Below are 25,988 nucleotides of genomic sequence, written 5' to 3' on the forward strand. Positions count from 1 at the left end.
GCTTTTTTACCAGTAAGTTCTCTGAAGTAGAAGATACGAGCTCTACGAACTTTACCTCTTTGGTTCACTTCAATTTTTTGTAAAGCAGGCATGTTGATAGGGAAGATACGCTCAACTCCTACAGATCCTGACATTTTACGGATAGTGAAAGTTTCAGTTACACCAGCACCTCTTTTTTGGATAACAACTCCTTTGAAGAACTGTGTTCTTGTTTTTTCACCCTCTTTAATTTCGTAATAAACAGTGATAGTATCACCAGCTCCAAATTCAGGGAAATCTTTTTTCGCTACGAATTCGTCTTGAACAAATTTTAATAAATTTGACATGATTGTTAATGTTAATTGTTTTGAATCAGAGCAACATTCACGGATATCGTCAGAGGTTGGTCCAAATATGGGCGCAAAGATAGTGATTTTACATTATTTTGCAAGTGTTTTTGTAGTAAAAAACAATAAAAAATGCAAGTAGAATAAAAAAGCTATTCGCTTGATTATTAGTCTTCCAGTAAATCCGGACGACGGGTTTTGGTGTGTTCGTATGCTTTTTGTTCCCGCCATTTTTCGATTTCAGGGAAATTTCCGCTCAATAAAATATCCGGAACTTTCCATCCTTTGTATTCCGCCGGACGGGTATAAATAGGTGGTGATAACAAATTATCCTGGAAACTGTCGGTTAAGGCTGAAGTTTCGTTACTCAATACACCCGGAATCAATCGGATGATACTGTCGGCTAAAACGGCCGCACCAAGTTCACCACCGGATAATACATAATCGCCAATAGAAATTTCTTTTGTGATAAACTGATCGCGCACACGTTGATCGACACCTTTATAATGCCCGCATAAAATGATGATGTTTTTTAATAACGACATCGAATTGGCCATTTTCTGGTTTAATGTGGCACCATCCGGAGTCATATAAATAATCTCGTCGTAGTCGCGCTCACTTTTTAATTTTGAAATACAAGCATCAATCGGTTCAATGCTCATCACCATTCCGGCGCCACCGCCAAACTGGTAGTCGTCTACGTTTTTGTGCTTGTTGGTGCTATAATCGCGTAGATTGTGAAAATGAACTTCTACCAGACCTTTGCTGATCGCTCTTTTTAAAATAGAAGCTTCAAACGGACTCCTGATTAATTCGGGTAAAACGGTGATGATATCAATGCGCATATTCAAAAATTTTCGCAAAAATAGTCTAAAAAATAACAATGAGATTATTTCCCGGTTTTTTTAAGAATAAAGGCCTTTTGAGTAATTCGTTGTCCGCCTTTGCTATCCGGTATCGGATCGGAAACGCGATACAGTTCTAGTGTTTGCTGCGGACCATTTTGCCAGCCAAAGATAGCGGTAGAACCATCCGGTCGATTTAAAGAAATACTATTAATGGTGTCGGTGATCATTTGAATACAATCGCCGGAATAACAGAGGTCATAGCGATTGTAATCCGGAAGTCCGGTAATGGTAAAAGCCGAAAAAGTAACACGAGTGTTTTTTAACGTTTCCGGATATAGTATTTCGTAGGTACCGTCAATTACTTTTTTTGCCAGTGCCGACTCAAATGTTGTTTTGGATTTTGTAAAAACCGAAGGTGTGGTAGTCGTAGTGTATTCGGTATCGTTTAGGGTAAAAGTAGTATCGGAAGTTGCTTCCAGAATCATATCTTTTAAAACACCATTATTTTGATAGGCTTCCTTTAAAACATATTGATTTCCTTTTTGTGTATAGGCCAGTTTTCCGGTTTCAAATCCGTTTGAAAAAAGAATGCTGTCTTTTTCAAACGTTATTTCGGTACCATAAAAAGGAATATCCCGTAATCGTTTTGTTTTAGATTGCTCTAAATAGAATGTATTAATAAACGTCCCCGATAGTTTATAGTCAGAGTCACTTTTTGAACAGGAAAAAAGTGTCATACAACTAACTGCCAGAAAAATTCTATTCAGAGCAATCATAATCAGTTAGGTTAAACACCAAATTGTCTTAAATGATGATCTAGATGTTTCCACTGTGCAATATCCCATTCTTCTGCCGTCATTGGTCCGAAAAATGGATGCTTTAGATTTTTAATCACCGAAGGTCCATTTTGAAAACGGCTAACATGTTCTATTAAGGTAGTCCTCGCAGCATCAAAATCGGGTTCGTGTGTGATGATAAATTCTTTTGCTGTTGGGATATTCGGATCAAAAGGTTTATCGTTGATTAATTTCTTTTTTGCCATTCGGCCAAATAAAAAGCCGATCAGACTTTGTTGTATTGTTAATTCCCCAAAAGCCACTTTTAACGGCGCCTGACAATGTTCCATCATCTGACTAACAGTCATTTTTCCCCAATGCGATAGGGAATGGGGCGACAATTGGTTGATTCGATCAATGATTTCCTGATTGGAATTCGTGTTATATAAGCTTTTCATAGGTTATTTTTTTGTGGCGACAATAGCGTAAACCATTGGTATTTTGTTATCCAGATGTTTGATACGGAATTTGTTTGGCGCAAATTCTTCTACTTCATTAAAACAGCTGTATGGCGAATAATCGTACTCTTCAAAGGTATTAATTTCCAGTGTATTTTTAATAAGCGATTGGAATACTTCTGAAAGAGGATGATTCCAGCTTACCGACTCGTTTTTTAGAGGTGCTTCTTTGTCGGCATAAGTACCCTCGGTCGTTTCAATAATCGTTTCGGTATTAAAATAACTGTATTCGATTTTTGTAAAATCATAATCAAACATCCATACCATCGGATGAAACTCGGCAAAAACGAATTTTCCACCGGGTTTTAGAAAATGATGGATCACTTTCGCCCATTTATCCAGATCGGGTAACCAGCCAATGGTTCCATAACTGGTAAATACAATATCGAATTCGCCTTCCAGCTGATTGGGTAAATCGTATACATCGGAACTAACAAAAGTAGCATCGAGATTGAGCTGCTCGGCCAGTTCGCGGGCTTTGGCAATGGCTTTGTCGGACAAATCCATACCGGTAGCTTTGGCTCCCATACGGGCCAGCGAAAGAGTATCCTGACCAAAATGGCATTGCAGGTGTAATATTTTTTTTCCGGTTACGTCGCCCAATAAATGAAGTTCAATATCATTTAATGTTGATTTACCGTTTAAAAAGGCTTCCATATTATAGAAGTCGGAATCCACGTGGTAGTCCACTTTTTGGTTCCAGGTGGCTTTATTGGTTGCTAAATAATCTTTTGGAATTTCCATAGTGTGTTTTTTGATGGATGCTTTTCGGAAAAAGTCAGAAAAGTGCTTTACAAATATACTGTTTGTCCGTTTTTCTCAACATAGGTTGTTTATCTTTTCCTGTAATTTAAGATTTAATTAAGACATATCGGATTAATTTTGCGGCATGAACTTATCCAAAACAGATGTTGGCTTTATGGCCATTGCAACAGGTTTAATTGTCGCAAACCTGTATTATTGTCAACCCCTAATTATTCTTATCGCAAAAGAATTCGCTATTCCCGAAGATCAGGCCGGTACAATTACCTATCTAACACAGGCCGGATATGCTATCGGAATGTTTTTTATGGTTCCGTTGGGCGATAAACTGGAACGTAAAAAACAAATCCAGTTTACAACATTGGCGGCAGTTGTAGCGCTTATTATCGCGGCTACGGCTTCCAATTTCAGAATGCTGCAAATAGCCAGTTTCCTGATCGGAGCTGCTTCGATTGTTCCGCAGTTGATTTTACCGTTGTCGGCCAGTTTAGCCTCGCCCGAACAAAGAGGAAAAGTCATCGGTACAGTGATGAGTGGTTTATTGGTTGGAATTCTGATCTCGCGAACCGTTAGCGGTTTTATTGGAGCATGGCTCGGATGGCGCGGTATGTTTTGGATTGCAGCCGTATTGTGCGTGCTGATTGTAGTAGTGATTCAGAAAAAATTTCCAGTAAACAAACCCGATTTTAAAGGAACCTATGGCGAATTATTGCAGTCATTATTTTCGTTGATCAAAACACAACCGATGTTACGCGAAGCCACTTTAATCAACGCGCTAAGTTTTGCGCAGTTTGGTGCTTTCTGGACCACGATGGTATTGTTGTTATCCGGTGATCCGTTTAATTTTAACAGCGCGACAATCGGACTTTTCGGTATCGTAGGTGCTTCCGGTGCTTTGGCGGCTCCTTTGGTTGGTAAACTGGGCGATAAAGGAAATCCGAGAGTGGTGATTGGTTATGGTTGTTTGCTATTATTGATTAGTTTTATAGTATTCTACTTTTCTTCAGAAAGTATGATCGGAATTATGATCGGAATCGTGTTTATCGATGTCGGATTACAGTCGGTACATATTTCCAACCAGACGCGGGTATATTCGTTATTACCCGAAGCGCGTAACCGGATGAATACCGTATATATGTCGTTTAGCTTTTTAGGAACGGCACTTGGATCGGCTTTCGGACTTTGGCTATGGAATTTCGGAAAATGGCACGCCTTTTCAATTGGTGGCGCGATGTTATCGGTAGCCTCAATTATTATTTATGCACTCACGTACAAGCGTAAATAAAGAAATTCACATTTTGTAAAATAAACTTATATTTGTTGCTCATTATATTTAAAATTAAAAAAAAATGCAAGACGGAATTTACGCAAAATTTAATACGAACAAAGGTGTTATTTTAGTGAAACTAACATATGATAAAACACCTGGAACAGTTGGTAACTTTGTAGGACTGGCTGAAGGAAATTTAGAGAACGATGTAAAACCTCAGGGAAAACCGTATTACGACGGATTAAAATTCCATAGAGTTATCGCCGATTTTATGATTCAGGGAGGTTGCCCGCTTGGAAGTGGTGTTGGTGGACCTGGATATCAGTTTGACGATGAATTTCACCCGGAATTAAAACACGATACACCAGGTGTGTTATCGATGGCAAATGCCGGACCTGGAACAAACGGATCTCAGTTTTTTATCACGCATGTGGAAACGCCTTGGTTGGATAACAAGCACACGGTTTTCGGACATGTAGTGGAAGGACAGGACATCGTTGATGCAATCGCTCAGGATGATGTTATCGAAAGCCTTGAAATCGTAAGAGTAGGTGACGAAGCACAAAAATGGAATGCTATTGAATCGTTTCGTACTTTCGAAGGTTCCCGTGAAAAACGTTTAGCCGAGCAAAAACGTCAGGCGGAAGAAGCATTGGAAAAACTGGCTGCCGGTTTTGAAAAAACAGAAAGCGGATTGCGTTATAAAATGATCCAGAAAGGAAACGGAAAACAAGCTGAAAAAGGTAAAACGGTTTCAGTTCATTATTCCGGATCTTTGGAAAACGGAATGGTTTTCGACAGCTCGTATAAAAGAAAACAACCAATCGAATTCCCATTAGGAAAAGGTCACGTTATCGAAGGATGGGACGAAGGTATTGCCTTACTACAGGTTGGTGATAAAGCGCGTTTCGTGATTCCTTCTTATTTAGGATACGGATCTCGTGGTGCTGGAGGTGTTATTCCACCGGATGCAACCCTTATTTTCGATGTGGAATTAATGGATGTAAAATAATATTCATTTTATACATATAGTAAAAACTGCCTTATATGGCAGTTTTTTTTGTTTTTAATACTAGGCGATTTGAGTGGTTTTTGTCCTTGTTATTCTTTTTGAAGTGTTAAAATGTCATTTTTTAATATGCATGCATATTAGTATTGTGTTAAATTTAACAGTTTTTTATTAAATTATAACTTTTGTTAAAAGGTGTAATGTTCTTGTAACCAGTTGTTTGTTTTTATTTTTTATATAAACTGATTTTTTTTGCCCAAGCGATAAAAAAAATAGTATTTTGGGAATGTCAATTATTTGCAAATAACACTCGACAACTCAATTAACTTTAAAAATTTAGTAATTATGAAAAATAATAAAGACCTTAAAAAGCCTTTTTTTGCGAATTTCTTAGAGAACCAATTGTCTAACGAGGAAAAAAGTACCGTTCAAGGTGGTGATATCATCACATTGAAAACTGCTGATACGATCTACGTTACATTAAAATATCCATCGGATAACGAAGACGGACCTGGGCCAATCGTTACTTCTAAAAACTTGGATATGATGCAAACAATGAAATATCCATCGGATAACGATGAAACTGGAGGACCAATCTTAGTGCCAGACACAGATCCTACTATGTTGTAATAAAATTTACGGGCAATGACCTCTTTTGGGGACATTGCCTGTTTTTATTGTATGCCATGATATTATGTATAAGCCACAGTAATGATTTCTATACGATCGATATTGTAATAGAACGTTTAAAAGAACTGGGAAAAGAGGTTTTTCGATTAAATTCCGATACTTTTTCCGATCAGCTGGAATTTGAATATACAGTTGATCAAAGTGGACACGCTGTCCGATTAAAGCAAGATGGAGTATTGGTTTCTCTGGATACTATCGAGGCCGTTTACTATAGGAAATTATGGTACATTGGTGTGCCGGACGATCTTGACGACGCCTTTAAAAATATGTATCTTCAGGAATATACTACCATGCGTAGTCTTTTTTTTGAATCCCTCCGTCATCTTCCCTGGATGAATCCTATGGAATTGGATCACCGGATAGGGGAAAACAAACTGGAACAACTGGTCTTTGCCCGTAAATCGGGTTTAAACATACCGGAAACGCTTATGACCAATGAGCCTGAAAAGGTAAAAACGTTTTTCCATACGGTTTGTAACGGCAACATGATTGCCAAATTACACGGCTCTTTATCCCGTAGTATGAAAGGGGATACTCCTTTTTTTCCAACGACCCGAATCGAAGAATCGGATCTGGAGCGTTTGGAAACTTTAGCGTACTGTCCGATGATATTCCAGCAAAACATTGAAAAAATGTATGAACTGCGAATTATCTATGTCGACGGTATTTTTTTTACCGGTAAAATTAATGCCCAGGCTTCAGAAGCCGGAAAAACCGATTGGCGTGCGGCAAAAGATATTATGCCGTCCTGGGAATTATATACCTTACCGGAACCGATCTGTCTGGCGCTGGAAAAAATGATGCGCGACATCGGTCTGTATTTCGGAGCGATTGACATGATCCGCCAAAAAGAAGGGCAATATGTCTTTCTGGAAGTAAACCCTCAAGGGGAGTGGGGCATGATTCAACGGGATTTAGGTTACCCGATTGGGCAAACCATAGCCGAAAAACTGGTAGCAAGAATCTGCTAAGGCAGCTCTGCTTTGTATTTGAAAATTAGTAATAACTGTTATAGTGAAACGCCCGGTTCGGGTCTGTAGATAACAAAAAAAAATAGTTATGGGAAAAGTATTGATCATTACGCATTCTCAGGATAATGAATGCATCGACATCGTATCGGGAAAAATTAGAGAACACGGCGGTGAACCGATCCGTTTTAATGTAGATGAATACCCGCTTAAATATAGTTTAAGCAGCTGTTTTGAAAACGGAGAATGGAAAATATACCTGGATTATGAAGGAACCCGTGTGGATCTTCATGATTGTGCGGCCTTATGGTACAGACGCAGTATGAACTTGGGGGGTAACCTGAGTGAAGTGCTGGAAAGAGAATATCTGAGTAGTACCTATGGCGAAATCCGCGCTACTTTGTTTGGATTTTTAGAAAGTTTACCTTGTTTCCAGATCGGAAAATATAGTAAATACAGACGTTTGGATAGTAAAGAAGAACAAATGCGTGTTGCCGATTTTCTAGGGATGAAAGTTCCGGAAACTTGTATTACCAATAGTCCGCAAGAGGCAAAACGTTTTGTAAGAGAACATCCGAAAGGAGTGATTACCAAAATGCAAAGTTCTTTCGCGATCGATAGAAACGGAGTGGAAAATGTGGTATTTACCAACCTGATCAAGGAAGAGGATCTGGACGAAATTGACACCTTACAATATTGTCCGATGCAATTCCAGGAAAAACTGGAGAAAAAAGTCGAATTGCGAATTACAATCGTAGGCGATGCGGTTTTTGCCTTCGAAATCGATTCTCAAAAACTGGATAATGCCCGATTAGACTGGCGTCGTGAAGGCGTTGAGTTGTTAAAAGATTGGACACCGTATGAATTGCCTTCGGATTTAAAAGATAAGTTGCTACAACTTATGGATATGTATGAAGTGAACTACGGCGCGATCGATGTTATTGTAACACCGGACGATGAGTATTATTTCCTTGAAATCAATTCGGCCGGAGAATTTTTCTGGTTGGACCGACTAATGGAAGGTAATCCGATTTCGGAACAAATAGCTAAGGTGCTTTTAGGTAAGGCGAACCGTAGGTATACACCGGTTTTTGAAAGAAATACGATGACTGTTTAGAGTCATATTATAAATTATCTCATACAAAAATTAAAAGCTCTCATTCGGGGGCTTTTTTTATTTGCTTTTGTATTTTTACAATCCTTATTTAATGATTATGCGTTACCTATATCTATTACCGTTGTTTTTTAGTTTTTTTACTGCCAAAGCGCAGGTTGCCGCGCAACATTGCGGTTACGATTTTACGTCCTATCTGGTGTTGGATGTCCATGAAAATGGTAAAAAAGAAACCATCAAAGATTTAAAAATTACAATTGTGGATAGTGCGGGAAATGATGTGATCAACCTGAATAATGTCTATAGTTGGACCAATGCAAACAAGGCGTTGGTTTTTTCCCTGAATTATAAGATTGACGATACCGGTAAAAGAATTACCGCAGAAACCGATAAAAATGCGAAGAGTCGTTGGTTTTTTCCTTTTGCAAAAGAAAATTATCTGCTTTCGGTAGCAAACACATTTCCGGCTGAAAACTTTTCGATTAAAGTAGAAGATATCGACGGAAAGGCGAACGGTGGCTTGTTTAAAACACAAATCGTTCCGTTAAACAGCTACAATATGTATGTATTGTGTTCGGCACAAAACGAACGACAGGCAATGCAGTTCGGACCAAGAACCAACCGACCTGTGGAGATTATTCTGGAACGTTAGGCTGTAGGCATAAAAAAACACCGTCAGTGTAGGAAGGTGTTTTTTTTAGGATTATTCTTCAATCGGGTTGGAAACCGAAATAATTCGGAGTGATTTTACTCCGGCCGGCATTTCCCAATCGACTTCGTCATTTTCTTTAAAACCGATCAGCGCGATACTCAGCGGTGCAATTACCGATACTTTTCCTTCTTTGATATTGGAAAGTTGCGGCAATACAATCTGAATTTTCATACGTTGTTTGGCTTTTGTATCTTCAATTTCCACAAAAGAATTGATACGTACAATATTGTCTTCCAGGACATCGTTTTTGTTTACAATGGCTCGGTCCAACTCCTGCGACAATTGCATTATTTCTTTTTTACTGGTACTGTTCTGACTACTTTTTGTCAATTCACGAAGTAACTGATAATCGGTCAGTGTTAATACAGGTATTGGTTTCATAACTATTATCTTTAAAAATTAGACATTTCCTTTTTACTATTCGTTTCTTTTTCTTTAAAATACAACTCGGCGAAACTCTGGTTGGAATTCCCCGATGTTCTGCGGTAAAATACACCTGGTGTAATCTCTTTCGGGTTTTCAAAGCCACAGGCTCCGATAAATTCACCTAAAGCTTTCATCGTATTTTTATGGAAATTCGCAACACGCACACTCTTATCGGTAATATCAATTCCTTTGTATAGCGCTTTATCCTGAGTTGCAATTCCTACCGGACATTTTCCGCTGTCACACTGTAATGCCTGAATACATCCCAGAGAGAACATCATTCCACGCGCACTATAACACGCATCGGCACCCAAAGCAAGCGCTTTTGCCATGTCGAAAGCAGAAATTACTTTTCCGGCCGCAAGAATTTTGATTTGCTCGCGAATTCCGTATTGGCGTAGGGTAGCGCTCACAAATACCAGTGCATCCGATAAGGCCATTCCCATATAATCGATAAATTCCATTGGAGCAGCTCCGGTTCCGCCTTCGGCTCCGTCAACAGTGATAAAGTCCGGGAAAATCCGGGTTTCCATCATGGCTTCTACAATGGTTACAAATTCGTCCTGACGACCAATACAGATTTTAAAACCAACCGGTTTCCCATTAGATAACTGTCGTAGCTGATTGATAAAATACAACAGTTCGATAGCATTGCTAAACGCCGTATGTGCCGATGGCGAATGTACCGTGGTATACGGTTCGATACTACGAATCTTAGCAATTTCCGGCGTGTTTTTTTCCGCTGGTAATAATCCGCCATGGCCCGGTTTGGCACCTTGCGACAGCTTTAACTCGATCATTTTTACTTCCGGATAAGCAGCTCTTTCGGCAAATAATTCATTCGAAAACGTACCGTCCTGATTACGACAACCAAAATATCCGGTTCCGATCTGCCAGATCAAATCACCTCCCTGACGGTGGTAGTCACTAATACCACCTTCGCCGGTGTTGTGCGCAAATCCACCCATTTTGGCGCCTTTGTTTAGCGAAGTAACGGCCGTTTTACTCAACGCTCCGTAACTCATCGCGCTGATGTTTAAAATACTGGCGCTATAGGGTTGCAAACATTGCGTATTTCCAATCGTGATACGGAAAGTTGATTCATCTGCTTTTTTAGGATATACGGAGTGTGCCGCCCATTCGTATCCGATACGATTCGGGTCGTCCTGCATTCCAAAGGATATCGTTTGTTTTTCGTTTTTGGCACGTTGGTAAACGATAGATCGCTGACGTCGGTTAAAAGGTTTTCCGTCCAGTTCGCCTTCAAAGAAGTACTGTCGGAATTCGGGGCGAACCGATTCGAACAGGTAACGCATTCTACCAATTAACGGGTAGTTACGACGAATGGAGTGGCGCGGCTGAAAGGTGTCGACAGCAATGATGATCATTAGAGCTATCGGAAGTAAGAGGACTTCCCAGGCCAAACCGTGGAATTTTACAAAATACAAACCTGCGATTAAAGCGGTAATCGCTACAAACCAAATAATTTGACGTGCAACAAGGGATGCAAAAAACTTTTTAGATGTCATGATAAATATACAAAAGAGTCCGGCAGCGTTTATCGGCCGAAAAAAATTAATTTACTGTATAAAGTGTAAAGGATGTACCCGCGTATATATGCAAAAAGAAAAACGAACTATATACGGGGCCTAATTGATGAAGGCTTTGTTGTGCGAAAATAGAACAGCCAGACTGCGTTTCCTTACAGAAAGCAATGGCCTGATAACCGTTAATAGAGGACTACTTAACATGGTGTTCTTTTTGTTTACACAAGGCAAAGGTAGGTATTTTTTTTATATCTGCATTATTTCCACTTAATATTGCAGCCCAGACTGGGTTTTTGAATCGGATTGATCACTCTGTTATAAACGATTCCGTCGATAGCGCCACGTAAATCACTTCCGCTTAATGGAATACCGTTTCCGGGTCTGCTGTCATCCAATTGTCCACGGTAGACCAGTTTATTCAAACTGTCGAATAAATAGAAATCCGGTGTACAAGCCGCATCATAGTCGCGCGCAACTTGTTGGGTTTCATCATACAGATAGGGAAATTCGAATTTGTTTTCAAAGGCAAATTCGGTCATTAATTCCGGGGCATCCTGCGGATAATTAACAATATCGTTACTCGAAATCGCGATAAAGCCAACGCCTTGTACGCGGTAGTCATTAGCAATTCGGACCACTTCTTCGATAACATGGTGTACAAACGGACAATGGTTGCAGATAAACAGCACCACAGTTCCTTTTTCGCCTTTTAAATCGGAAAACGAATAAAACGTATCCGACGAATTGGTGTCTTTTAGGTGAAATTCAGGAGCAATAGTGCCTAACGGTAACATATTTGACGGAGTACGGGCCATTTTTATCGGATTGTTAAAAGTGCCTAAAGATAAGAATTTACCGAATGATTTGCTAATTTTGAAAAAACGAATCTAAAAAGAAAATGAACCAAGAGACTATTTCGTGGGCCGATTTTGAAAAAGTAGAAATGAGAGTCGGAACCATTCTGGAAGTTAACGATTTCCCCGAAGCCCGTAAACCGGCCTATCAACTAACCATCGATTTTGGAGCCGAAATCGGAATCCGAAAATCATCGGCACAAATCACCAAACACTATACTAAAGAAGCCTTAACCGGCCGACAAATAATTGCGGTTGTGAATTTTCCTAAAAAACAAATCGGAAAGTTTATGAGCGAATGCCTGGTTTTGGGTGCTGTTGCCGGAGAAGGTGACATTATATTATTGTCTACCGATTTTAAAGTAGAAAACGGATTGCGAATTGCTTAATCAGGAATTCGCCCATTTCGAAAACGAATAGGATTTACTATCGCGATATAAGTGGGCTTTTTCCCGAAATTGTAATGGCGTTAACCCGGTGTGTTTTTTAAAAAAGCGGCCAAAATAGGAGGGATCTTCAAATTGTAAATTATAAGCAATTGTATTAATAGGTTGATCTTGTAGCAATTGCTTTTTGATTTCAAACAGTAACTGCTGATCCAAATGCTGTTTTAAGGTTTTACCGGTAGCCGATTTTAAAAGAGTACCCAGATATTTTGGCGTACACTGTAATTGGGTCGCATAAAATCCGGGTTCCCGTTCGGTAGTAAAATGTGTTTTGATCAATTCAAAAACAGGATATAACCGGTCGTTTAGCTTTTTGTTAGCGGTCGGTTTATAGTGTTTGTCCAAAGCGAGTAAAAGCGCCTGCAAATAATGTTTGATCAAATTAAAGTTGATCGTATCACTTTGTTGCTCCATTTGGATTAGCTCCAACAGTTTCTTAAAAACGGGTTGGGATTCGGATGTGCTATCTACAAATTTAGGCTCCTGAAACGGAACAAACAATTGCAATTGTAAAGCGGCAATATCCAGGAAGTTTTTATCAAAAAGCAACGCCTTGGCGCGAAGCGAAGTGTCGTTTAGATAATGTATTTGCCCGGGTAGAAGCCTATAAATCCGGCCACTACAAACCGGTAGAGCTTCAAAGTCAATATAGTGGGTGCCGTTGCCGTTTTCAAAAAAAAGAATTTCATAAAAATCGTGACTATGCGGTGGCATTTCAAACAATATAGGATGTTGCTGGTAGTTGTAATCACATAGAATAACCGGACGTGTATCGTCCGGAAATTCAAGGTTGTGTAGCATTATTGCATCTGATGTTGCCATTGCATTAAACATTCGATTTCCCCGGTACCAATTTCCAAACTTTCTTCTACAAGGGTAAATCCCTGTTTCTGATAAAAATGGATACTTGGGGCGTTCTTTTTATAAACTTTTAATTCTATAACGGACTGTTCCTGTTTTACAAAATCGATCAGTTGTTTTCCGATTCCTTTGCCTTGTTGGTCCACAGCTACAAATATAGCAGCCAAAAAGGAATCGACCATGGAAATAAATCCTCCAATGGTATTGTTTTCGATAAAAACAAAGGTGTCGGAGTTGGGTAAATAGGTCGTAGCCATTTCCGTTTTATGGGCTTCCCAGTATTCGGCAGGGATAAAATCGTGTGCTTTTACCGAGGCGGTATACCATAAGGTAACGGTTTCTTCGATTTCGGAAGGGTGTATTTTTCGTATCATTTTGTTTTAATTTATTTGCAGACAAAAATAGTACGGTCTGAAAAATACCTTATCGGACAAATGGAAGATAGTATCGGACTTTTGGACAATAACCTATAGTTATTGAAGCACGATTTAGACGATGGTTGTCCAGATCACGGCCAAGGACACTACGGAGATAAACAGCCACAACAGTATTCCCTGTAATAAAGGGCGTATTCCGGCTTTTTTAAGCGATTCGCGGGTTAATCCGGCTCCGATAAGAAATAAAGTGACCACCAAACCTTTTTTGGCTATCAGTACAATGGTGTCGTTTAAAACCCGGAAATCGGGAAAGTAACTGTTCCAAAGCATCGCCAATACAAAAAGAAAAATAAAATAGGGAATTGAAATCCGACTTTCCTTATTTTTAAAAACAAAGGAAGTGACCAGCGATAACGGAATAATCCAAAGTGCACGTTGTAATTTTACAGTAGTGGCAACCTGAAGGGCCGTATCACCAAACCGTTGCGCCGCACCTACAACCGAACTGGTGTCGTGTATGGCAATGGCACACCACATTCCAAATTGGGATTCACTCATTCCAAATAAATGTCCTAAAAACGGAAACAGGAACAGCGCAATTGAATTCAGAATAAAAACGGTTGCCAGTGAAACCGATATTTCGGATTCGCGGGCTTTTATAATTGGTGTTAGTGCGGCAATCGCGCTTCCGCCACAAATTGCCGTTCCGGCCGAAATCAGGAAACCGGTTTTTCGCGGAATCCGTAAAAATTTACCAAGGATAACGCCAAGGATAAGGGTTGCCGTAATGGATCCGATTGTAAAAAGAAAACCTTCTTTACCGGTTTGTAATGCATCGGTCAGATTCATCCCAAATCCCAATCCGACTATGGAAAACTGTAATAGGATTTTGGTGAGTTTATGACTGATTTTTTCAAACGGATTGCCAATAAACTGAGTTAAGATAAAACCGAATAAAAGTGCTAATGGCGCACTGATAAAAGGAAAAAGACATAAGGTAATACCAAGCAGGTAGAGTCCTTTTTTGTAGTTAGCAGTAAGCGAAGTAAAGATCATAGTGTTTTGTTTTGTTTGTCCGACAAAGTTCCGTCAATAAACAAGGTGACACCAATGATAAATAGTTATAAGCTATAACTTTTGGTTATACTGTTTTGCGCAAATCGTAAAAACATTTCCGGTATTTTTTCCAATTGTCCTTGTAAATGCGTAAAGTAAAAGACACGCTTAATGTCAATGGCATCAATATCGATAACTTTAAATTGTCCGTCTACGATTTCTTTACTAACCGCCGAAATCGAAAGCAAAGCCATACAATTGGAATTTGCCAGAAACGATTTAATACTTTCCGTACTGCCGAGTTGCATGATAAGGTTTAATCGGTTTAGCTGAATATCGTGTTTTCGGAGTTCGTGCGCGATGATTTCTAAACTTCCGGAGCCATTTTCCCGCAACACCAATGGAATACTAAGAAATTCGTCTTTACTGATCCTATCTTTGTTTGCCAATTCCTGCGAAGTATGTACAACGGCTACAATTTCGTCTTTTAGGAAAGGGACATATTTTAAATCCTTATTTTTTGATTTTCCTTCCACAATCCCCAGAATTACTTTTTTCTGTAATACGGCATCTTCTATTTTTTCGGTATTGGCATCAAGTAACGAAATTCGGATATCCGGGAAGTGCTTGTAAAAATTAGCCAGTATCGGAGGAAGGATATAATGACTCAGTGTCGTACTCGCGCCCAATAATAATTCACCGGCCTGTTTTTCTTTGAGTAATCCGAGATCGTATTGGATTTTCCGGTAAATCTCAAAAATCGATTCCGCATGTCGGTATAGGATTTCCCCGGCTTCCGTAAGGGTTATTTTGCTTCCCCGGCGTTCGAACAAACGGATGTTCAGTTCGGTTTCCAGTTCTTTAATATTTTTGGTAACTGCCGGTTGGGTAATGCATAAGACGTCTGCAGCCTTGGTAAAGCTTAAGTGACTGGCAACAGTATAAAATACTTTTAGGCGTATATCAGACATATCCGGAATAATTGCATTAGTTCAAAGATACGATTTAATAATCGTTTAACCGTTTATACTCCGTAAGGCTCTTTTAATAATAGAAGCGGTTTCTTTACTTTGACTTTCTTTTTCCCACTTTTTACACAGATTGACCACAAAATCCGGTCGGGTTTTGGAAGCATCATTTAGCCAGTTAGCCACACTGTCGCGGACATATTTGGAAGTATCCGAATGTAACGGTTCCAGAATTACGATTGCCGGTTCGGGTGTTTCTTTTAAGGCTTCGATATGTTTGCACCAAACGCCTCTTGGTCGAATGGATTCGCAGGCAAACCTACGGATATATTCGTTTTCGGATGCGGTCCACGGCGTGAGTAAACGAATGGCCTGTTCCAGATTTTCGGTAATGTCGGCGCGGAGTGCAATCCAGCTGATTTCCCGTACGCCGAAATGGCTATCCGTGGCAAATGGACGCATCCGTTCCAGTTTTTCTTCCAGTGAAAGCTCACTTTTTCCAATAAAATAAGTCGCCCAACAACGTACGGTATCCGACGGATGTGTGGCGAGTTTTTCAAACAGCGTCGTATCGTTGTAAAGATAACTTTGGGTTAAAAGACTCACACCAATCATTTCGTTGACAACCGTAACGGTTTGTTTCTTCAAATTGGCAATATCGGTCAGAATATCGTTGAGGTAGTCTTTGCGGTTCCATTGCGTGAGTACCGTTTCCAACAGTTGTTTCGGATTGATGGCCAGCCATTCGTTTAGGTTGGCCGATTCGATACTGCCATTGTTGAGTTGTTCCAGTATTTCCGGAGGGATTTGAGCGATGGTTCGGGCACCTTTTCGTACGGTCATAATTGGGCTGTTAATGTTGCGATTTCAATACGGTTTCGATAGTCGGGATCAAGGTAAATATAACGGATCAAAGCGTTGCGATCGATAACAAATATAGCAGGAATTGGTAAAATACCACTGCTGTCAGCATTGAAATCCTCCAGTTGGATACCTAATTTTTGGTAATCGGGACGTACAAAATCCTGTAGGCGAAAGGTAATGCCCAACTGTTGTGCAAGTTTGTTTTCGGAATCGGTTAGCAGGGGAAAGGATAACCGATGGGTTTGTTGTTGGTTGTCGTTATAAACGGGGCTTTGCGGACTAACGGCAATCAGTCGGGATTTTTTGGCATGAAAAAGAGGTAATGCCTTTTCCAATGCTTGTAATTCGAGATTGCAATACGGACACCAGGAACCTCTGAAAAAGGCAATGATCAGGGTTTCTTGCGTATGAATATCTTGTAAATGAATTGTTTGTCCCGATGGATCGGTAAGTTCAAATTCCGGAAATGCAGCACCGATTTTAATAGTATCCTTTTCGGAATAGGTCGTTTGTAAATCGGTTATGGAGCGTTGGAAGTTTTTAAGGGTTTCCAGCGGAACCTGTGTGACGAGTTGTTCGTTCAGGGCTTTGATCTGTTCTTGTAGTGTTGGCATCGTATTTTCTGTTATTTTTGTAAAGATCATCGCTTTAAATGAGGCACACAATACCGCATTTTTTTACCCCATAGGGCGAAAAAGGACACTTTTACTGATTTTCAGTATCGTCCTACAATAAAAAATCTGATAAAAAACATGAAAACCAAAATACGCATTACCGAAAATAAGATTTGTCCGTTGGAAGAAGCCGTGAATACCATTAGCGGAAAATGGAAAATTCCGATTTTATGGCAGATGAATAAAGGTATTCGCCGACCGAGTGAATTGCTGAGAGGGATTGCCGTAGTCGACCGTCGGGTTTTAAACCAACAACTACGGGAAATGGAATCCGACGGATTGATACAAAAAGAAGTATTTCCGGAAGTACCACCACGAGTGGAGTATACGCTCACACCTTTAGGCGAAGATCTGGTTCAGGTATTATGGTCGTTAAATAGTTGGGGCGAAACCCTGATTGCACACCGGGAATCACAATATACCATTTGATTTTACGTTAGAATCTTGTAAAAATAAAACTACATGACAGTTCCCCAATGGCTCCTGCTTTTACTATTTTTATCCGGAATACCAACTGTAGTCGCACAGGTTGATAGTACCTATATCGGAAAATTCCCTCAGGAATATTCGGTTCGGACCTATTTATCCCGAAAGTTTGTGACACTAAACAGCGAATACCCGGATGCCGATAACAAAGAATATACAGCCAATAGTCCGTTTGCCATTGGAGCAGGTTTTACCTGGGGCAATTCCGGATTGAGTTATAGTTACGGATTTGGTTTCCTGGCGGATAAATCGAAAGGAGAAACCCGGTATTTTGATTTGGAATACCATTATTACGGACGGAAAATTGTTCTCGACTTCTTCGGATTGGATTATAAAGGATTGTATTATGAGGATACGGAAAATGACGTGCTGAATATGTATCCCGATGCACAACTGACCAATATTGGCGTTTTTGGCCAGTATGTGTTTAACGGAGAACGCTTTTCTTATCGCGCGGCTTTCGATCAGGTTCAGGTGCAGTTAAAATCGGCGGGTAGCTTTTTACTCGGCGGAGGAGCCTATTACAACCGGGTTCGCGCCGATAATGTATTTGGTTTCCGAAAAGAATTGTATCAGATCGGACCAAGCCTTGGGTATGCCTATACCTGGGTGATCAACCCTCAATTTTTTGTAACTGGGTCTTTAACGCCGGGCGTTACCATGGGGTTTAAAAACTTCGAAGATAAGATTGACTGGAATCCCAGTTTGTTTTTCCGCTTTGCGTCTGGCTATAATATCAATGACTGGTCGGTTAATCTTTCTTTCCTGATGAACCGATTGTATGTTTCCTATGAGCAAAGCAACCAGGTCGGTGTAAGCACTGCCACTTTACAACTAATGCTGGTGAAGCGTTTTGACAGTTCTTCCCGGTTGCTTAAAAAATTGCCTCGACTTTAGTGGATATAAAACTATAACCAGCTACCAAATTTGCGGATAAAACGTTCTTTAGCGAATTGTACCAGAAAACAATACCCAATTAATATTCCGATTAACCATGGGAAATAGGCTAACGGTAACGGTTGCAGGTTTACCGAATGCGCAAATGGCGTAAACGGAAGTAACAACCCGATTAGCATTACCAATGAGGTTAACGCAACTACCGGAGCGGTGGCCCAACTTTGTAGGAACGGAATTTTTCGGGTACGAATCATATGAACAATCAATACCTGTGAGAGCAAGCCTTCTACAAACCATCCGGTTTGAAACAGATGTTGGTGTTCGGGTGCATTCGCTTTAAAAACATAAAACAAAACGGCAAAAGTAATATAGTCAAATACGGAACTTACCGGTCCGATATACAACATAAACCGACTAATACTGTTGGCATCCCATTTTTGCGGTTTTTCCAGAAAGTCGTCGTCCATTCGATCCCATGGAATGGAAATTTGGGAAATGTCGTATAACAAATTCTGAATCAGTAATTGTATCGGTAGCATCGGCAAAAATGGCAAAAATATACTGGCGCCAAGCATACTAAACATATTGCCAAAATTGCTACTGGTGGTCATTTTGATATATTTGATGATATTCCCGAAAGTCCGGCGGCCATAAATCACTCCTTTTCGTAACACCATCAGATCTTTTTCCAATAAAATTATATCGGCACTTTCTTTGGCGATATCAACAGCGGTATCCACCGAAATACCCACATCGGCGTTGCGCAATGCCGGTGCATCGTTAATTCCGTCGCCCATAAAACCAACGGTATGACCTTGTTCCTGAAATAAGGTAACGATTCGGGATTTCTGTACCGGATTTAATTTGGCGAAGATACTGGTGGTTTCCAAACGTTCGATCAATTGATCATCTGTGAGTTGTGCCATTTCATTTCCCAATAAGACCTGATGAAACGGAATTCCTACGTCCCGGCATATTTTTTTGGTGACGATGTCATTGTCGCCGGTTAATACTTTGATCGAAACACCTAGTTTTTGTAAACTTTCGATGGCTGGTTTGGCTGATGGTTTGGCCGGATCGAGAAAGCCGATAAACCCGGTGAGTACCATATTGTTTTCGTCGGCGATACTATAATTTGCACTTCGACTGTCGTATTCTTTAATCGCAACCAATAAAACGCGTAAACCGTCTTCGTTCAGTTTTTTGGAGGTTTGCATAACCGTAGCCCGGATGCTATCGTCCAACGGTACAATGGCATCGTTTTCAATATGAATCTGCGCATTTTCACCGGGATAAAAGGCATGGGAGCAAAGTCCCAGCAGTTCTTCCACGGCACCTTTGCAAATGAGTAGCTGTTTGCCGTTTTTTTGTTCCAGGATCACACTCATACGTCGGCGTTGAAAATCGAACGGGATTTCGTCTACTTTACGGTAGTTTTCCTCCACTTTTAAATAATCGTGCAGTTCAACGTGTTCGAGTACGGCTACATCCAACAGGTTTTTAAGTCCGGTTTGGTGAAAGCTGTTAAAATAGGCCCATTTTAAAACTTCGTCATCTTCGTTTCCCAAAACGTTGAGGTGGCGTTCCAAAATGATTTTATCCATGGTGAGCGTTCCGGTTTTATCGGTACACAAAATATCCATCGCGCCGATGTTTTGGATTGCGTTAAGCCGTTTGACGATTACTTTCCGTTTGCTCATGTTTTTGGCGCCTTTTGCAAGATTGGCGGTTACGATCATCGGAAGCATTTCCGGGGTTAATCCAACCGCAATCGCGATAGCAAAAAGCAACGCATCCAGCCAGTTGTTTTTGGTTATACCATTGATCACAAAAACCAGCGGAACCATAACCAGCATATAGCGAATCAATAGCCAGCTTACTTTATTAACGCCTTTGTCGAAACTGGTTTCCGGACGTTTGCCGCTAAGGGCTTTGCCGATTTTGCCCAAATAGGTGTCTTTTCCGGTTGCGATAACAATAGCGGTTGCCGTACCACTAATAACATTGGTTCCCATAAAACAGCTATTATCAAATTCCAAAGGCGATTTGGAATCTTCGGCCATTATCGGGGTTTCATTTTTTTCCAGCGGAAGCGATTCTCCGGTTAAAATCGCCTGACTCACAAACAGGTCTTTTGATTGCAGAATGCGAATATCGGCCGGAATCATATCACCGGCACTAAGATACACCACATCACCCGGTACGATATCTTTAAAATTAACTTCCTGTTTTCCGAAAGTACCACGCAATACCGTAGCCGTTGTTTCGACCATATTTTTAAGTTCTTCGGCCGCCTTATTGCTACTGAATTCCTGCCAGAAACGAAGTAAGGAGCTTAAGATAACCATAACGCTCACCACGACTATGGTTTTATAATCCTCTTGTCCCGGTTCGACCAGAATAATGTCCATCACAACCGAAATCATTAATAATACCAATAGTACAATGATAAACGGATTGATAAACGCACTCAATAATTGGTTGTACCACGGATCGGGTTTTTCATGTAGAATCTCGTTTGATCCGTAAACTTTTCTTTTTTCGTCGGCCTGCGCTTCGGACAATCCTTCCGGCCGACTTTCCAATAAGGCGTAAATAGTAGTGGTGTCGGCTTTTGCCACTTCGCAAAGCCGATTGGTTTCAAAAACCGGAAAACCCTTTGGGGTAATTTTTATTTTTGAGCTAAACATTCGGATACTTTTTTAAGGTTGGTTTTGTTACAAGCGGATTTCGTTCGAACACGATTTCCTGCCTATGGTTTCAGCCAAAAAAGAATCCAGGTCAAGTCCTAGAAAAGTATCGTAATTTTTAACCGGTAACACTTTTTTAACCGGTCTGAAAAAGCTAATGATTGAAAAAAAGAATTTCATGACATCCATGTTTTTGTCGCTATAAGACAAACAACATCGGCTTGTCTTTATAGAGAAATGTTAGTACTTAATTCGGGATAATCGTCCATGATTATAATTATTATTAGGGCAAAAGTAAGACAAGAATTCGAACAGGGCTGTTAGAGACACTTTAGAATATTATTAGAAAAATATTAGAGTGGCTATTTATACTGTAAAAATGCAATTAAGGAATATTGTTGTTATTCAGTAATATAAACCTTAATTTTTTATTTTTAGTTAAAATTAGGATTTAAAAAGTTAGCAAAACGGTGTTTTTTTAGTAATTTAGGTAGCACGATCCCCCAAAACCCAAATTCCTATGACCGCAACTATTTTTAGCAATGCTATTCCTGGCAGCATCCGGTATTTTAAAACCGGAAATGATTCCGATAACCTATAATTCCAAAGTAGTATGAAAACGGCTTTGTTATGTTATCAGGACGGAGCTTTTACCAGTATTAGAAACGATGAGGTACTCGTTTTTTCCGAAGCACAACTGGTAATGGGCTTTGGCGCACCCGAATTGGTTAGCGCCCCGGAATCCTACGATTTTTTAAAACAACAGTTTCCTGCTGCCAATATCGTTTTGTGTTCGTCTTCCGGAGAGATTTACGACAAGGAAGTGTGCGACGGGACGATTACCATTAGCGCCAGTGCATTTGCATCTACAACGATGACAACGGCTATGGTGGCTATCGATGATTTTATATCGGCCTATGAAGCCGGAAAGGCACTCATCCAACGTATGCCGGTTGCCGGTTTGCGACTGGTGTTGGTGTTGTCCGATGGCGGAAAAGTAAACGGCAGTGAGCTGGTAAAAGGGATGAATGCGGTGAAACCCGATCATGTATTGATCACCGGTGGATTGGCAGGCGATGCCGATCGGTTTGAAAAAACTTATGTCGGATTAAATGGTTATCCCGAACCGGGAAAAATTGTAGCTATTGGTTTTTATGGCGAAAAACTCGTGTTATCGCACGGTTCGTTAGGAGGATGGGAGGCTTTTGGACTGGAACGTATTGTAACCCGGTCTGAGCAAAACATCGTATATGAGATTGATCATAAAAATGCCCTGGATTTGTATATCAATTATCTCGGGGAATATGCCGCCGAATTACCGGGATCAGCTTTACTCTTTCCATTGTCGCTTACGTTGGAAGGTGGCAACGAAACCGTGGTGCGGACCATACTTTCTATTGATAATGTAGCTAAAACGATGACGTTTGCCGGGGATTTGCCCGAAGGCGCTAAGGTGAAATTTATGAAAGCAAATTTTGATAAATTGATCGATGCTGCCAGTGATGCCGCCGGTTCCTGTCTTACGATAACTCAGGCCAGTCCTAAGCTTGCATTATTGATCAGTTGTGTGGGACGGAAAATAATATTAGGAAATAGAATAGACGAAGAGGTCGAGGCCGTAGCCGAGATGTTTGGCGCACAAACATTATTAACCGGATTTTATTCCTACGGGGAAATATCGCCTTTACAGCCTTTCTCAAATTGTGAATTTCATAACCAGACGATGACAATCACAGGACTTAATGAAATGGAATGACTATGACGTATCATAAACTATTACAACGACAAATCAATAAGTATTTGCCTAAAGCACTTCGGCATAATAACGATTTGAACGATTTTCTGGCGGTTATTGATGCGACGTACCGGAGTTATGAAAAAGAGAAGAATATCATGCATCACGCTTTTCAGGAAAGTGAACGGGAATATAACGAAGTACACGACAGCCTGAAAAAAGAATACGAGCTTAAAAAACGATCGATCGATAATTTGTATGATAGTTTGCAACAAATTAACGAAGAACCGATTGCGATTAGCGATCAGGAAAAAAACGATCTGTTGTTTATTTCCGGTTATCTGAGCGAACAGATCAACAAAAGAAAAGCATCCGAAGAAAGCCTCAACCATACCATTCAGTTGCTTAAAACACTCCTGGCGAATCTTCAGTCCGGGATTATGGTGGAGGATAAAAATCGAAACATACTATTTGCGAATCAGTTGTTTTGCGACTTTTTTGCATTGGGAAAAACGCCCGATGACCTGATTGGAGCGGATTGTAAAGCCATTATGGCCGAACGTTGCCATTTGTTTAAAGATCCCGTACTGTTTAAAAAACGTTTCGAAACTGTTTTTAAAAACAAAATGATGGTTACCAACGAAATTATGGAAACCACCGACGGGCATTTTTTTGAGCGGGATCATATTCCGATTCTGGTAAATGGTGCTTTAATGGGACATTTGTGGAAATATACCGATGTGACCGAACGGGAAAACGCCCTTTCTCTGATCGAAGAGAGTGAAGCACGCAATCGTTTGATCATGAACGCGTCGCTGAATGCGATTATCAATATCGACAGTAAAGGGAAAATCACCTTTTGGAACCGACAGGCGGAAAAAATGTTTGGCTGGTCGCAGATTGAGGTTCGGGGTAAGAATCTGGCCGAAACCATTATACCGGAACGCTATGTTGCCAAACACAGCGAAGGATTAAAACGCTATCTGGAAACCGGAGAAGGACCGGTGTTAAATAAACGCATCGAACTGAGCGGCTTAAACCGCGCCGGAAATGAATTTCCTATTGAGATTTCGATATTGCCAATCGAACACAACGGGGAGAAGTTTTTCTGTGCTTTTATTCAGGATATATCCGAACGGAAAAAAGCCGAAAACAGTCTGAAAGCACAGGAAGAAAAATACCGGAATATCATAGCCAACATGAATATGGGGCTTATCGAAGTGGATCGCGATGAAAATATCCTGTATGCGAACCAGGGCTTTTTGTCGATTTCGGGATACGAACTGGATGAAATCCTTGGGAAATATGCCCCGGATTTATTTATGTTTGAAGAGCACCTGGAACTGGTTAAAACCAAACGGAAATTGCGGGAAAACGGGATTTCGAATTTGTTTCAGTTGCCGGTTAAAAATAAAAAAGGCGAAAAACGCTGGTGGGCGATTAGCGGCGGACCAAATTATGACGATAACGGGCAATGGATCGGTTCCATTGGAATCCACCTCGATATTACGGAACAGAAACGCTTGGAAATTGCACTGAAAGATCAGAAGATAAAAGCACAGCAGGCTTCCAAATCCAAGGAAGCATTTCTGGCGCAAATGAGTCACGAAATCCGGACGCCTTTAAATGCGATTGTCGGATTTCTAAGAGAACTGGGAAAACAACAGCTCACATCAACGCAGCGGGATTATATCAACAACAGCGAGATTGCGTCCAAGCATCTTTTGGCGATTATCAATAATGTACTGGATATTTCGAAGATTGAAGCCGGTGAAATGACGTTGGAAAATACCGATTTCGTTTTGGAAAATACGATCGGAAACGTGATTACCGTTTTAAGTCCGAAAGCACGGGAAAAAGGACTAACCGTTAATAAAAACGTAGCTCCGGAGGTGAGTAAGGTGTTAAAAGGAGATGAGTTGCGACTCGAACAGATATTGTTTAACCTGTTGGGGAATGCTATTAAATTTACCGCTAGCGGAGCCATTAACATCAACTGTGTTTTGGTCAAAGAAGAAACCGGATGGCAAAAAATTAGAATATCGGTACAAGACACCGGAATCGGGATGGATGCCGGTTATATGAAAAATATCTTTAAAAAGTTTTCGCAGGAAGATAAAGCTGTGACGACCAAAAAATATGGCGGTACCGGATTGGGAATGTTTATCACCAAAGAATTGGTCGAACTGATGAAAGGTCGGATTGAAATTGAAAGTGAAAAAGGAAACGGAACAACGTTTCACGTATACCTGAAACTGGAAGAAGGAAATCCGGAAAAAATACAGACTGCCGGACGAAAAATGGAACCCGGAAGTCTTAAGGATATTTCGGTTTTATTGGTGGAAGACAACATACTAAATCGTATGGTGGCTCAGAATTCACTCAAATATTACAACTGTAAGGTAGAAGAAGCCGAAAATGGTTTAAAGGCACTGGAAATTTTAAAACAGCGAAAATTCGATATTATCCTGATGGATATTCAGATGCCGGAAATGAATGGAATCGAAGCGACACTGGCAATCCGTAATGAATTAAAACTGAATACGCCAATTATTGCGTTAACGGCTAATGCTTTTAAAACCGAAATAGACCGTTGTTATGCCGCGGGAATGAATGATTATGTTACCAAGCCGTTTGACGAAGAGTTATTGATCGGGTTGATTGCTAAATATACCGTACACGATCGAACGCCGGTAAAAGAAGCGCCGGAACGCCGGTTATACGATCTGGACATGCTACGGGAATTGTCCGGTAACAGTAGCGATTTTATCCGGGAAGTTGTAAACGTTTTTAGAGCGCAGGTTGCCGAACTGATCGAATGTGGGGAAAAAGCGATGGAAAAGCAGGAATTTGCCGAATTGGGTAAACTGGTTCACAAGATCCGACCTAGTGTGGAAAGTTTAAAAATAACCTCAATAGCAGACGAATTGAAATTACTGGAACAAATGGCAAAAGAAACCAACGACTACGAATCGCTTAGTGCATTATATGTTTTTGTAAAACAGGAACTGGAAACGGTGGTCGCACAATTGCAACAATACGAACTCGATTAAACCATATTGTTTTTAAAGGTTTCGTTGAGGTAATCGCAGAAACCCTTAAAAACGTTGCATC

At 40.4% G+C, this 25,988-nt stretch carries 27 protein-coding genes; 11 read left to right on the forward strand and 16 right to left on the reverse strand.

Going from position 1 to position 25,988, the window contains the following annotated elements; all coding sequences use genetic code 11:
* From rplS to Q1R07_RS11450, 5 genes are all read right to left on the reverse strand, one after another.
* Positions 1-326, reverse strand: a 326-nt coding sequence (gene rplS, locus Q1R07_RS11430) for a 50S ribosomal protein L19 (RefSeq protein ID WP_300490164.1), incomplete at its 3' end; no start/stop codon positions are given.
* Positions 327-493: 167 nt separating this feature from the next.
* A complete protein-coding gene (trmD, locus tag Q1R07_RS11435; RefSeq protein WP_300490167.1) occupies positions 494-1,171 on the reverse strand; it encodes a tRNA (guanosine(37)-N1)-methyltransferase TrmD in 678 nt (225 codons plus the stop codon).
* 44 nt (positions 1,172-1,215) lie between these two features.
* Positions 1,216-1,950 carry a hypothetical protein gene (locus Q1R07_RS11440; protein ID WP_300490170.1) on the reverse strand — a complete coding sequence of 245 codons (735 nt, stop codon included), beginning with the start codon at positions 1,948-1,950 and terminating at the stop codon, positions 1,216-1,218.
* Between the two features lie 11 nt (positions 1,951-1,961).
* Entirely contained in the window at positions 1,962-2,408 is a 447-nt protein-coding gene (locus Q1R07_RS11445; protein ID WP_300490173.1) for a DUF1569 domain-containing protein, read from the reverse strand.
* 3 nt (positions 2,409-2,411) lie between these two features.
* On the reverse strand, positions 2,412-3,212 hold the full coding sequence (locus Q1R07_RS11450; RefSeq protein WP_300490176.1) for a class I SAM-dependent methyltransferase: 801 nt from the start codon (positions 3,210-3,212) through the stop codon (positions 2,412-2,414).
* A gap of 145 nt (positions 3,213-3,357) precedes the next feature.
* On the opposite strand from Q1R07_RS11450, the gene Q1R07_RS11455 reads away from it, so the two are divergent.
* The 6 genes from Q1R07_RS11455 to Q1R07_RS11480 all read left to right on the forward strand — a co-directional run bounded on the left by Q1R07_RS11455 (position 3,358) and on the right by Q1R07_RS11480 (position 8,933).
* The gene (locus tag Q1R07_RS11455) at positions 3,358-4,515 is read left to right on the forward strand and encodes an MFS transporter (protein ID WP_300490179.1); all 1,158 of its coding nucleotides are present in this window, start codon (positions 3,358-3,360) and stop codon (positions 4,513-4,515) included.
* Between the two features lie 64 nt (positions 4,516-4,579).
* A complete protein-coding gene (locus tag Q1R07_RS11460) occupies positions 4,580-5,512 on the forward strand; it encodes a peptidylprolyl isomerase (RefSeq protein WP_300490181.1) in 933 nt (310 codons plus the stop codon).
* 342 nt (positions 5,513-5,854) lie between these two features.
* The gene (locus Q1R07_RS11465) at positions 5,855-6,139 is read left to right on the forward strand and encodes a microviridin/marinostatin family tricyclic proteinase inhibitor (protein ID WP_300490184.1); all 285 of its coding nucleotides are present in this window, start codon (positions 5,855-5,857) and stop codon (positions 6,137-6,139) included.
* A gap of 56 nt (positions 6,140-6,195) precedes the next feature.
* Positions 6,196-7,170, forward strand: coding sequence for an MvdC/MvdD family ATP grasp protein (locus Q1R07_RS11470; RefSeq protein ID WP_300490187.1), 975 nt, complete (start codon positions 6,196-6,198; stop codon positions 7,168-7,170).
* Between the two features lie 88 nt (positions 7,171-7,258).
* Positions 7,259-8,284, forward strand: a complete 1,026-nt coding sequence (locus Q1R07_RS11475; protein WP_300490190.1) for an MvdC/MvdD family ATP grasp protein — start codon at positions 7,259-7,261, stop codon at positions 8,282-8,284.
* Positions 8,285-8,381: 97 nt separating this feature from the next.
* Positions 8,382-8,933: a hypothetical protein gene (locus tag Q1R07_RS11480; protein WP_300490193.1), complete on the forward strand. Its 552-nt coding sequence runs from the start codon at positions 8,382-8,384 to the stop codon at positions 8,931-8,933.
* A gap of 51 nt (positions 8,934-8,984) precedes the next feature.
* On the opposite strand, the gene Q1R07_RS11485 is transcribed toward Q1R07_RS11480, so the two are convergent.
* The 3 genes from Q1R07_RS11485 to Q1R07_RS11495 form a co-directional block, all read right to left on the reverse strand.
* Positions 8,985-9,374 carry a GreA/GreB family elongation factor gene (locus Q1R07_RS11485; RefSeq protein ID WP_136401174.1) on the reverse strand — a complete coding sequence of 130 codons (390 nt, stop codon included), beginning with the start codon at positions 9,372-9,374 and terminating at the stop codon, positions 8,985-8,987.
* A gap of 11 nt (positions 9,375-9,385) precedes the next feature.
* Positions 9,386-10,948: an FMN-binding glutamate synthase family protein gene (locus tag Q1R07_RS11490; protein WP_300490196.1), complete on the reverse strand. Its 1,563-nt coding sequence runs from the start codon at positions 10,946-10,948 to the stop codon at positions 9,386-9,388.
* A gap of 275 nt (positions 10,949-11,223) precedes the next feature.
* A complete protein-coding gene (locus tag Q1R07_RS11495; protein WP_300490199.1) occupies positions 11,224-11,781 on the reverse strand; it encodes a thioredoxin family protein in 558 nt (185 codons plus the stop codon).
* Positions 11,782-11,864: 83 nt separating this feature from the next.
* On the opposite strand from Q1R07_RS11495, the gene Q1R07_RS11500 reads away from it, so the two are divergent.
* The gene (locus tag Q1R07_RS11500) at positions 11,865-12,209 is read left to right on the forward strand and encodes a tRNA-binding protein (RefSeq protein WP_300490202.1); all 345 of its coding nucleotides are present in this window, start codon (positions 11,865-11,867) and stop codon (positions 12,207-12,209) included.
* Here Q1R07_RS11500 and Q1R07_RS11505 read toward each other — a convergent pair whose 3' ends face one another.
* The 6 genes from Q1R07_RS11505 to Q1R07_RS11530 form a co-directional block, all read right to left on the reverse strand.
* Positions 12,210-13,088, reverse strand: a complete 879-nt coding sequence (locus tag Q1R07_RS11505) for a helix-turn-helix transcriptional regulator (protein ID WP_300490205.1) — start codon at positions 13,086-13,088, stop codon at positions 12,210-12,212.
* On the reverse strand, positions 13,067-13,501 hold the full coding sequence (locus tag Q1R07_RS11510) for an N-acetyltransferase (protein WP_300490208.1): 435 nt from the start codon (positions 13,499-13,501) through the stop codon (positions 13,067-13,069). The genes Q1R07_RS11505 and Q1R07_RS11510 overlap by 22 nt, the downstream gene beginning before the upstream one ends.
* A gap of 114 nt (positions 13,502-13,615) precedes the next feature.
* The gene (locus Q1R07_RS11515; protein WP_300490213.1) at positions 13,616-14,560 is read right to left on the reverse strand and encodes a putative sulfate exporter family transporter; all 945 of its coding nucleotides are present in this window, start codon (positions 14,558-14,560) and stop codon (positions 13,616-13,618) included.
* Between the two features lie 65 nt (positions 14,561-14,625).
* Positions 14,626-15,531 carry a LysR family transcriptional regulator gene (locus Q1R07_RS11520; protein ID WP_300490215.1) on the reverse strand — a complete coding sequence of 302 codons (906 nt, stop codon included), beginning with the start codon at positions 15,529-15,531 and terminating at the stop codon, positions 14,626-14,628.
* 45 nt (positions 15,532-15,576) lie between these two features.
* A complete protein-coding gene (locus tag Q1R07_RS11525) occupies positions 15,577-16,371 on the reverse strand; it encodes a DNA alkylation repair protein (protein WP_300490219.1) in 795 nt (264 codons plus the stop codon).
* Complete coding sequence (locus Q1R07_RS11530; protein ID WP_300490222.1) at positions 16,368-17,006, reverse strand: peroxiredoxin-like family protein; 639 nt, start codon at positions 17,004-17,006, stop codon at positions 16,368-16,370. Before Q1R07_RS11530 ends, Q1R07_RS11525 begins: the two co-directional genes overlap by 4 nt.
* A 138-nt stretch (positions 17,007-17,144) precedes the next feature.
* Here Q1R07_RS11530 and Q1R07_RS11535 point away from each other — a divergent pair, with 138 nt between their 5' ends.
* Positions 17,145-17,495, forward strand: coding sequence for a helix-turn-helix domain-containing protein (locus tag Q1R07_RS11535; RefSeq protein WP_300490225.1), 351 nt, complete (start codon positions 17,145-17,147; stop codon positions 17,493-17,495).
* A gap of 33 nt (positions 17,496-17,528) precedes the next feature.
* On the forward strand, positions 17,529-18,449 hold the full coding sequence (locus Q1R07_RS11540; protein WP_300490228.1) for a DUF4421 family protein: 921 nt from the start codon (positions 17,529-17,531) through the stop codon (positions 18,447-18,449).
* An 11-nt stretch (positions 18,450-18,460) separates the two neighbouring features.
* On the opposite strand, the gene mgtA is transcribed toward Q1R07_RS11540, so the two are convergent.
* Both mgtA and Q1R07_RS11550 read right to left on the reverse strand, forming a co-directional pair.
* Positions 18,461-21,139, reverse strand: a complete 2,679-nt coding sequence (gene mgtA, locus Q1R07_RS11545; protein ID WP_300490231.1) for a magnesium-translocating P-type ATPase — start codon at positions 21,137-21,139, stop codon at positions 18,461-18,463.
* A gap of 27 nt (positions 21,140-21,166) precedes the next feature.
* Positions 21,167-21,319, reverse strand: a complete 153-nt coding sequence (locus Q1R07_RS11550; protein WP_300490234.1) for a hypothetical protein — start codon at positions 21,317-21,319, stop codon at positions 21,167-21,169.
* Between the two features lie 433 nt (positions 21,320-21,752).
* Here Q1R07_RS11550 and Q1R07_RS11555 point away from each other — a divergent pair, with 433 nt between their 5' ends.
* The gene (locus Q1R07_RS11555) at positions 21,753-22,895 is read left to right on the forward strand and encodes an FIST N-terminal domain-containing protein (protein ID WP_300490237.1); all 1,143 of its coding nucleotides are present in this window, start codon (positions 21,753-21,755) and stop codon (positions 22,893-22,895) included.
* A 2-nt stretch (positions 22,896-22,897) separates the two neighbouring features.
* On the forward strand, positions 22,898-25,927 hold the full coding sequence (locus Q1R07_RS11560) for a PAS domain-containing hybrid sensor histidine kinase/response regulator (protein WP_300490240.1): 3,030 nt from the start codon (positions 22,898-22,900) through the stop codon (positions 25,925-25,927).
* Positions 25,928-25,988: the final 61 nt, after the last annotated feature.

This window comes from Flavobacterium sp. (assembly GCF_030146175.1).
Classification (GTDB): Bacteria; Bacteroidota; Bacteroidia; order Flavobacteriales; family Flavobacteriaceae; genus Flavobacterium.

Excerpts from the sequence above, each read along its gene's own strand:
- Q1R07_RS11485 (WP_136401174.1), bottom strand. The coding sequence starts at position 9,374 with ATGAAACCAATACCTGTATTAACACTGACCGATTATCAGTTACTTCGT.
- trmD (WP_300490167.1), bottom strand. The coding sequence starts at position 1,171 with ATGCGCATTGATATCATCACCGTTTTACCCGAATTAATCAGGAGTCCG.
- Q1R07_RS11490 (WP_300490196.1), bottom strand. The coding sequence starts at position 10,948 with ATGACATCTAAAAAGTTTTTTGCATCCCTTGTTGCACGTCAAATTATT.
- Q1R07_RS11445 (WP_300490173.1), bottom strand. The coding sequence starts at position 2,408 with ATGAAAAGCTTATATAACACGAATTCCAATCAGGAAATCATTGATCGA.
- Q1R07_RS11440 (WP_300490170.1), bottom strand. The coding sequence starts at position 1,950 with ATGATTGCTCTGAATAGAATTTTTCTGGCAGTTAGTTGTATGACACTT.
- Q1R07_RS11465 (WP_300490184.1), top strand. The coding sequence starts at position 5,855 with ATGAAAAATAATAAAGACCTTAAAAAGCCTTTTTTTGCGAATTTCTTA.
- Q1R07_RS11460 (WP_300490181.1), top strand. The coding sequence starts at position 4,580 with ATGCAAGACGGAATTTACGCAAAATTTAATACGAACAAAGGTGTTATT.
- Q1R07_RS11495 (WP_300490199.1), bottom strand. The coding sequence starts at position 11,781 with ATGGCCCGTACTCCGTCAAATATGTTACCGTTAGGCACTATTGCTCCT.
- Q1R07_RS11510 (WP_300490208.1), bottom strand. The coding sequence starts at position 13,501 with ATGATACGAAAAATACACCCTTCCGAAATCGAAGAAACCGTTACCTTA.
- Q1R07_RS11555 (WP_300490237.1), top strand. The coding sequence starts at position 21,753 with ATGAAAACGGCTTTGTTATGTTATCAGGACGGAGCTTTTACCAGTATT.
- Q1R07_RS11480 (WP_300490193.1), top strand. The coding sequence starts at position 8,382 with ATGCGTTACCTATATCTATTACCGTTGTTTTTTAGTTTTTTTACTGCC.
- Q1R07_RS11530 (WP_300490222.1), bottom strand. The coding sequence starts at position 17,006 with ATGCCAACACTACAAGAACAGATCAAAGCCCTGAACGAACAACTCGTC.
- Q1R07_RS11450 (WP_300490176.1), bottom strand. The coding sequence starts at position 3,212 with ATGGAAATTCCAAAAGATTATTTAGCAACCAATAAAGCCACCTGGAAC.
- Q1R07_RS11540 (WP_300490228.1), top strand. The coding sequence starts at position 17,529 with ATGACAGTTCCCCAATGGCTCCTGCTTTTACTATTTTTATCCGGAATA.
- Q1R07_RS11500 (WP_300490202.1), top strand. The coding sequence starts at position 11,865 with ATGAACCAAGAGACTATTTCGTGGGCCGATTTTGAAAAAGTAGAAATG.
- mgtA (WP_300490231.1), bottom strand. The coding sequence starts at position 21,139 with ATGTTTAGCTCAAAAATAAAAATTACCCCAAAGGGTTTTCCGGTTTTT.
- Q1R07_RS11525 (WP_300490219.1), bottom strand. The coding sequence starts at position 16,371 with ATGACCGTACGAAAAGGTGCCCGAACCATCGCTCAAATCCCTCCGGAA.
- Q1R07_RS11455 (WP_300490179.1), top strand. The coding sequence starts at position 3,358 with ATGAACTTATCCAAAACAGATGTTGGCTTTATGGCCATTGCAACAGGT.
- Q1R07_RS11515 (WP_300490213.1), bottom strand. The coding sequence starts at position 14,560 with ATGATCTTTACTTCGCTTACTGCTAACTACAAAAAAGGACTCTACCTG.
- Q1R07_RS11505 (WP_300490205.1), bottom strand. The coding sequence starts at position 13,088 with ATGGCAACATCAGATGCAATAATGCTACACAACCTTGAATTTCCGGAC.
- Q1R07_RS11560 (WP_300490240.1), top strand. The coding sequence starts at position 22,898 with ATGACGTATCATAAACTATTACAACGACAAATCAATAAGTATTTGCCT.
- Q1R07_RS11535 (WP_300490225.1), top strand. The coding sequence starts at position 17,145 with ATGAAAACCAAAATACGCATTACCGAAAATAAGATTTGTCCGTTGGAA.
- Q1R07_RS11470 (WP_300490187.1), top strand. The coding sequence starts at position 6,196 with ATGATATTATGTATAAGCCACAGTAATGATTTCTATACGATCGATATT.
- Q1R07_RS11550 (WP_300490234.1), bottom strand. The coding sequence starts at position 21,319 with ATGAAATTCTTTTTTTCAATCATTAGCTTTTTCAGACCGGTTAAAAAA.
- Q1R07_RS11475 (WP_300490190.1), top strand. The coding sequence starts at position 7,259 with ATGGGAAAAGTATTGATCATTACGCATTCTCAGGATAATGAATGCATC.
- Q1R07_RS11520 (WP_300490215.1), bottom strand. The coding sequence starts at position 15,531 with ATGTCTGATATACGCCTAAAAGTATTTTATACTGTTGCCAGTCACTTA.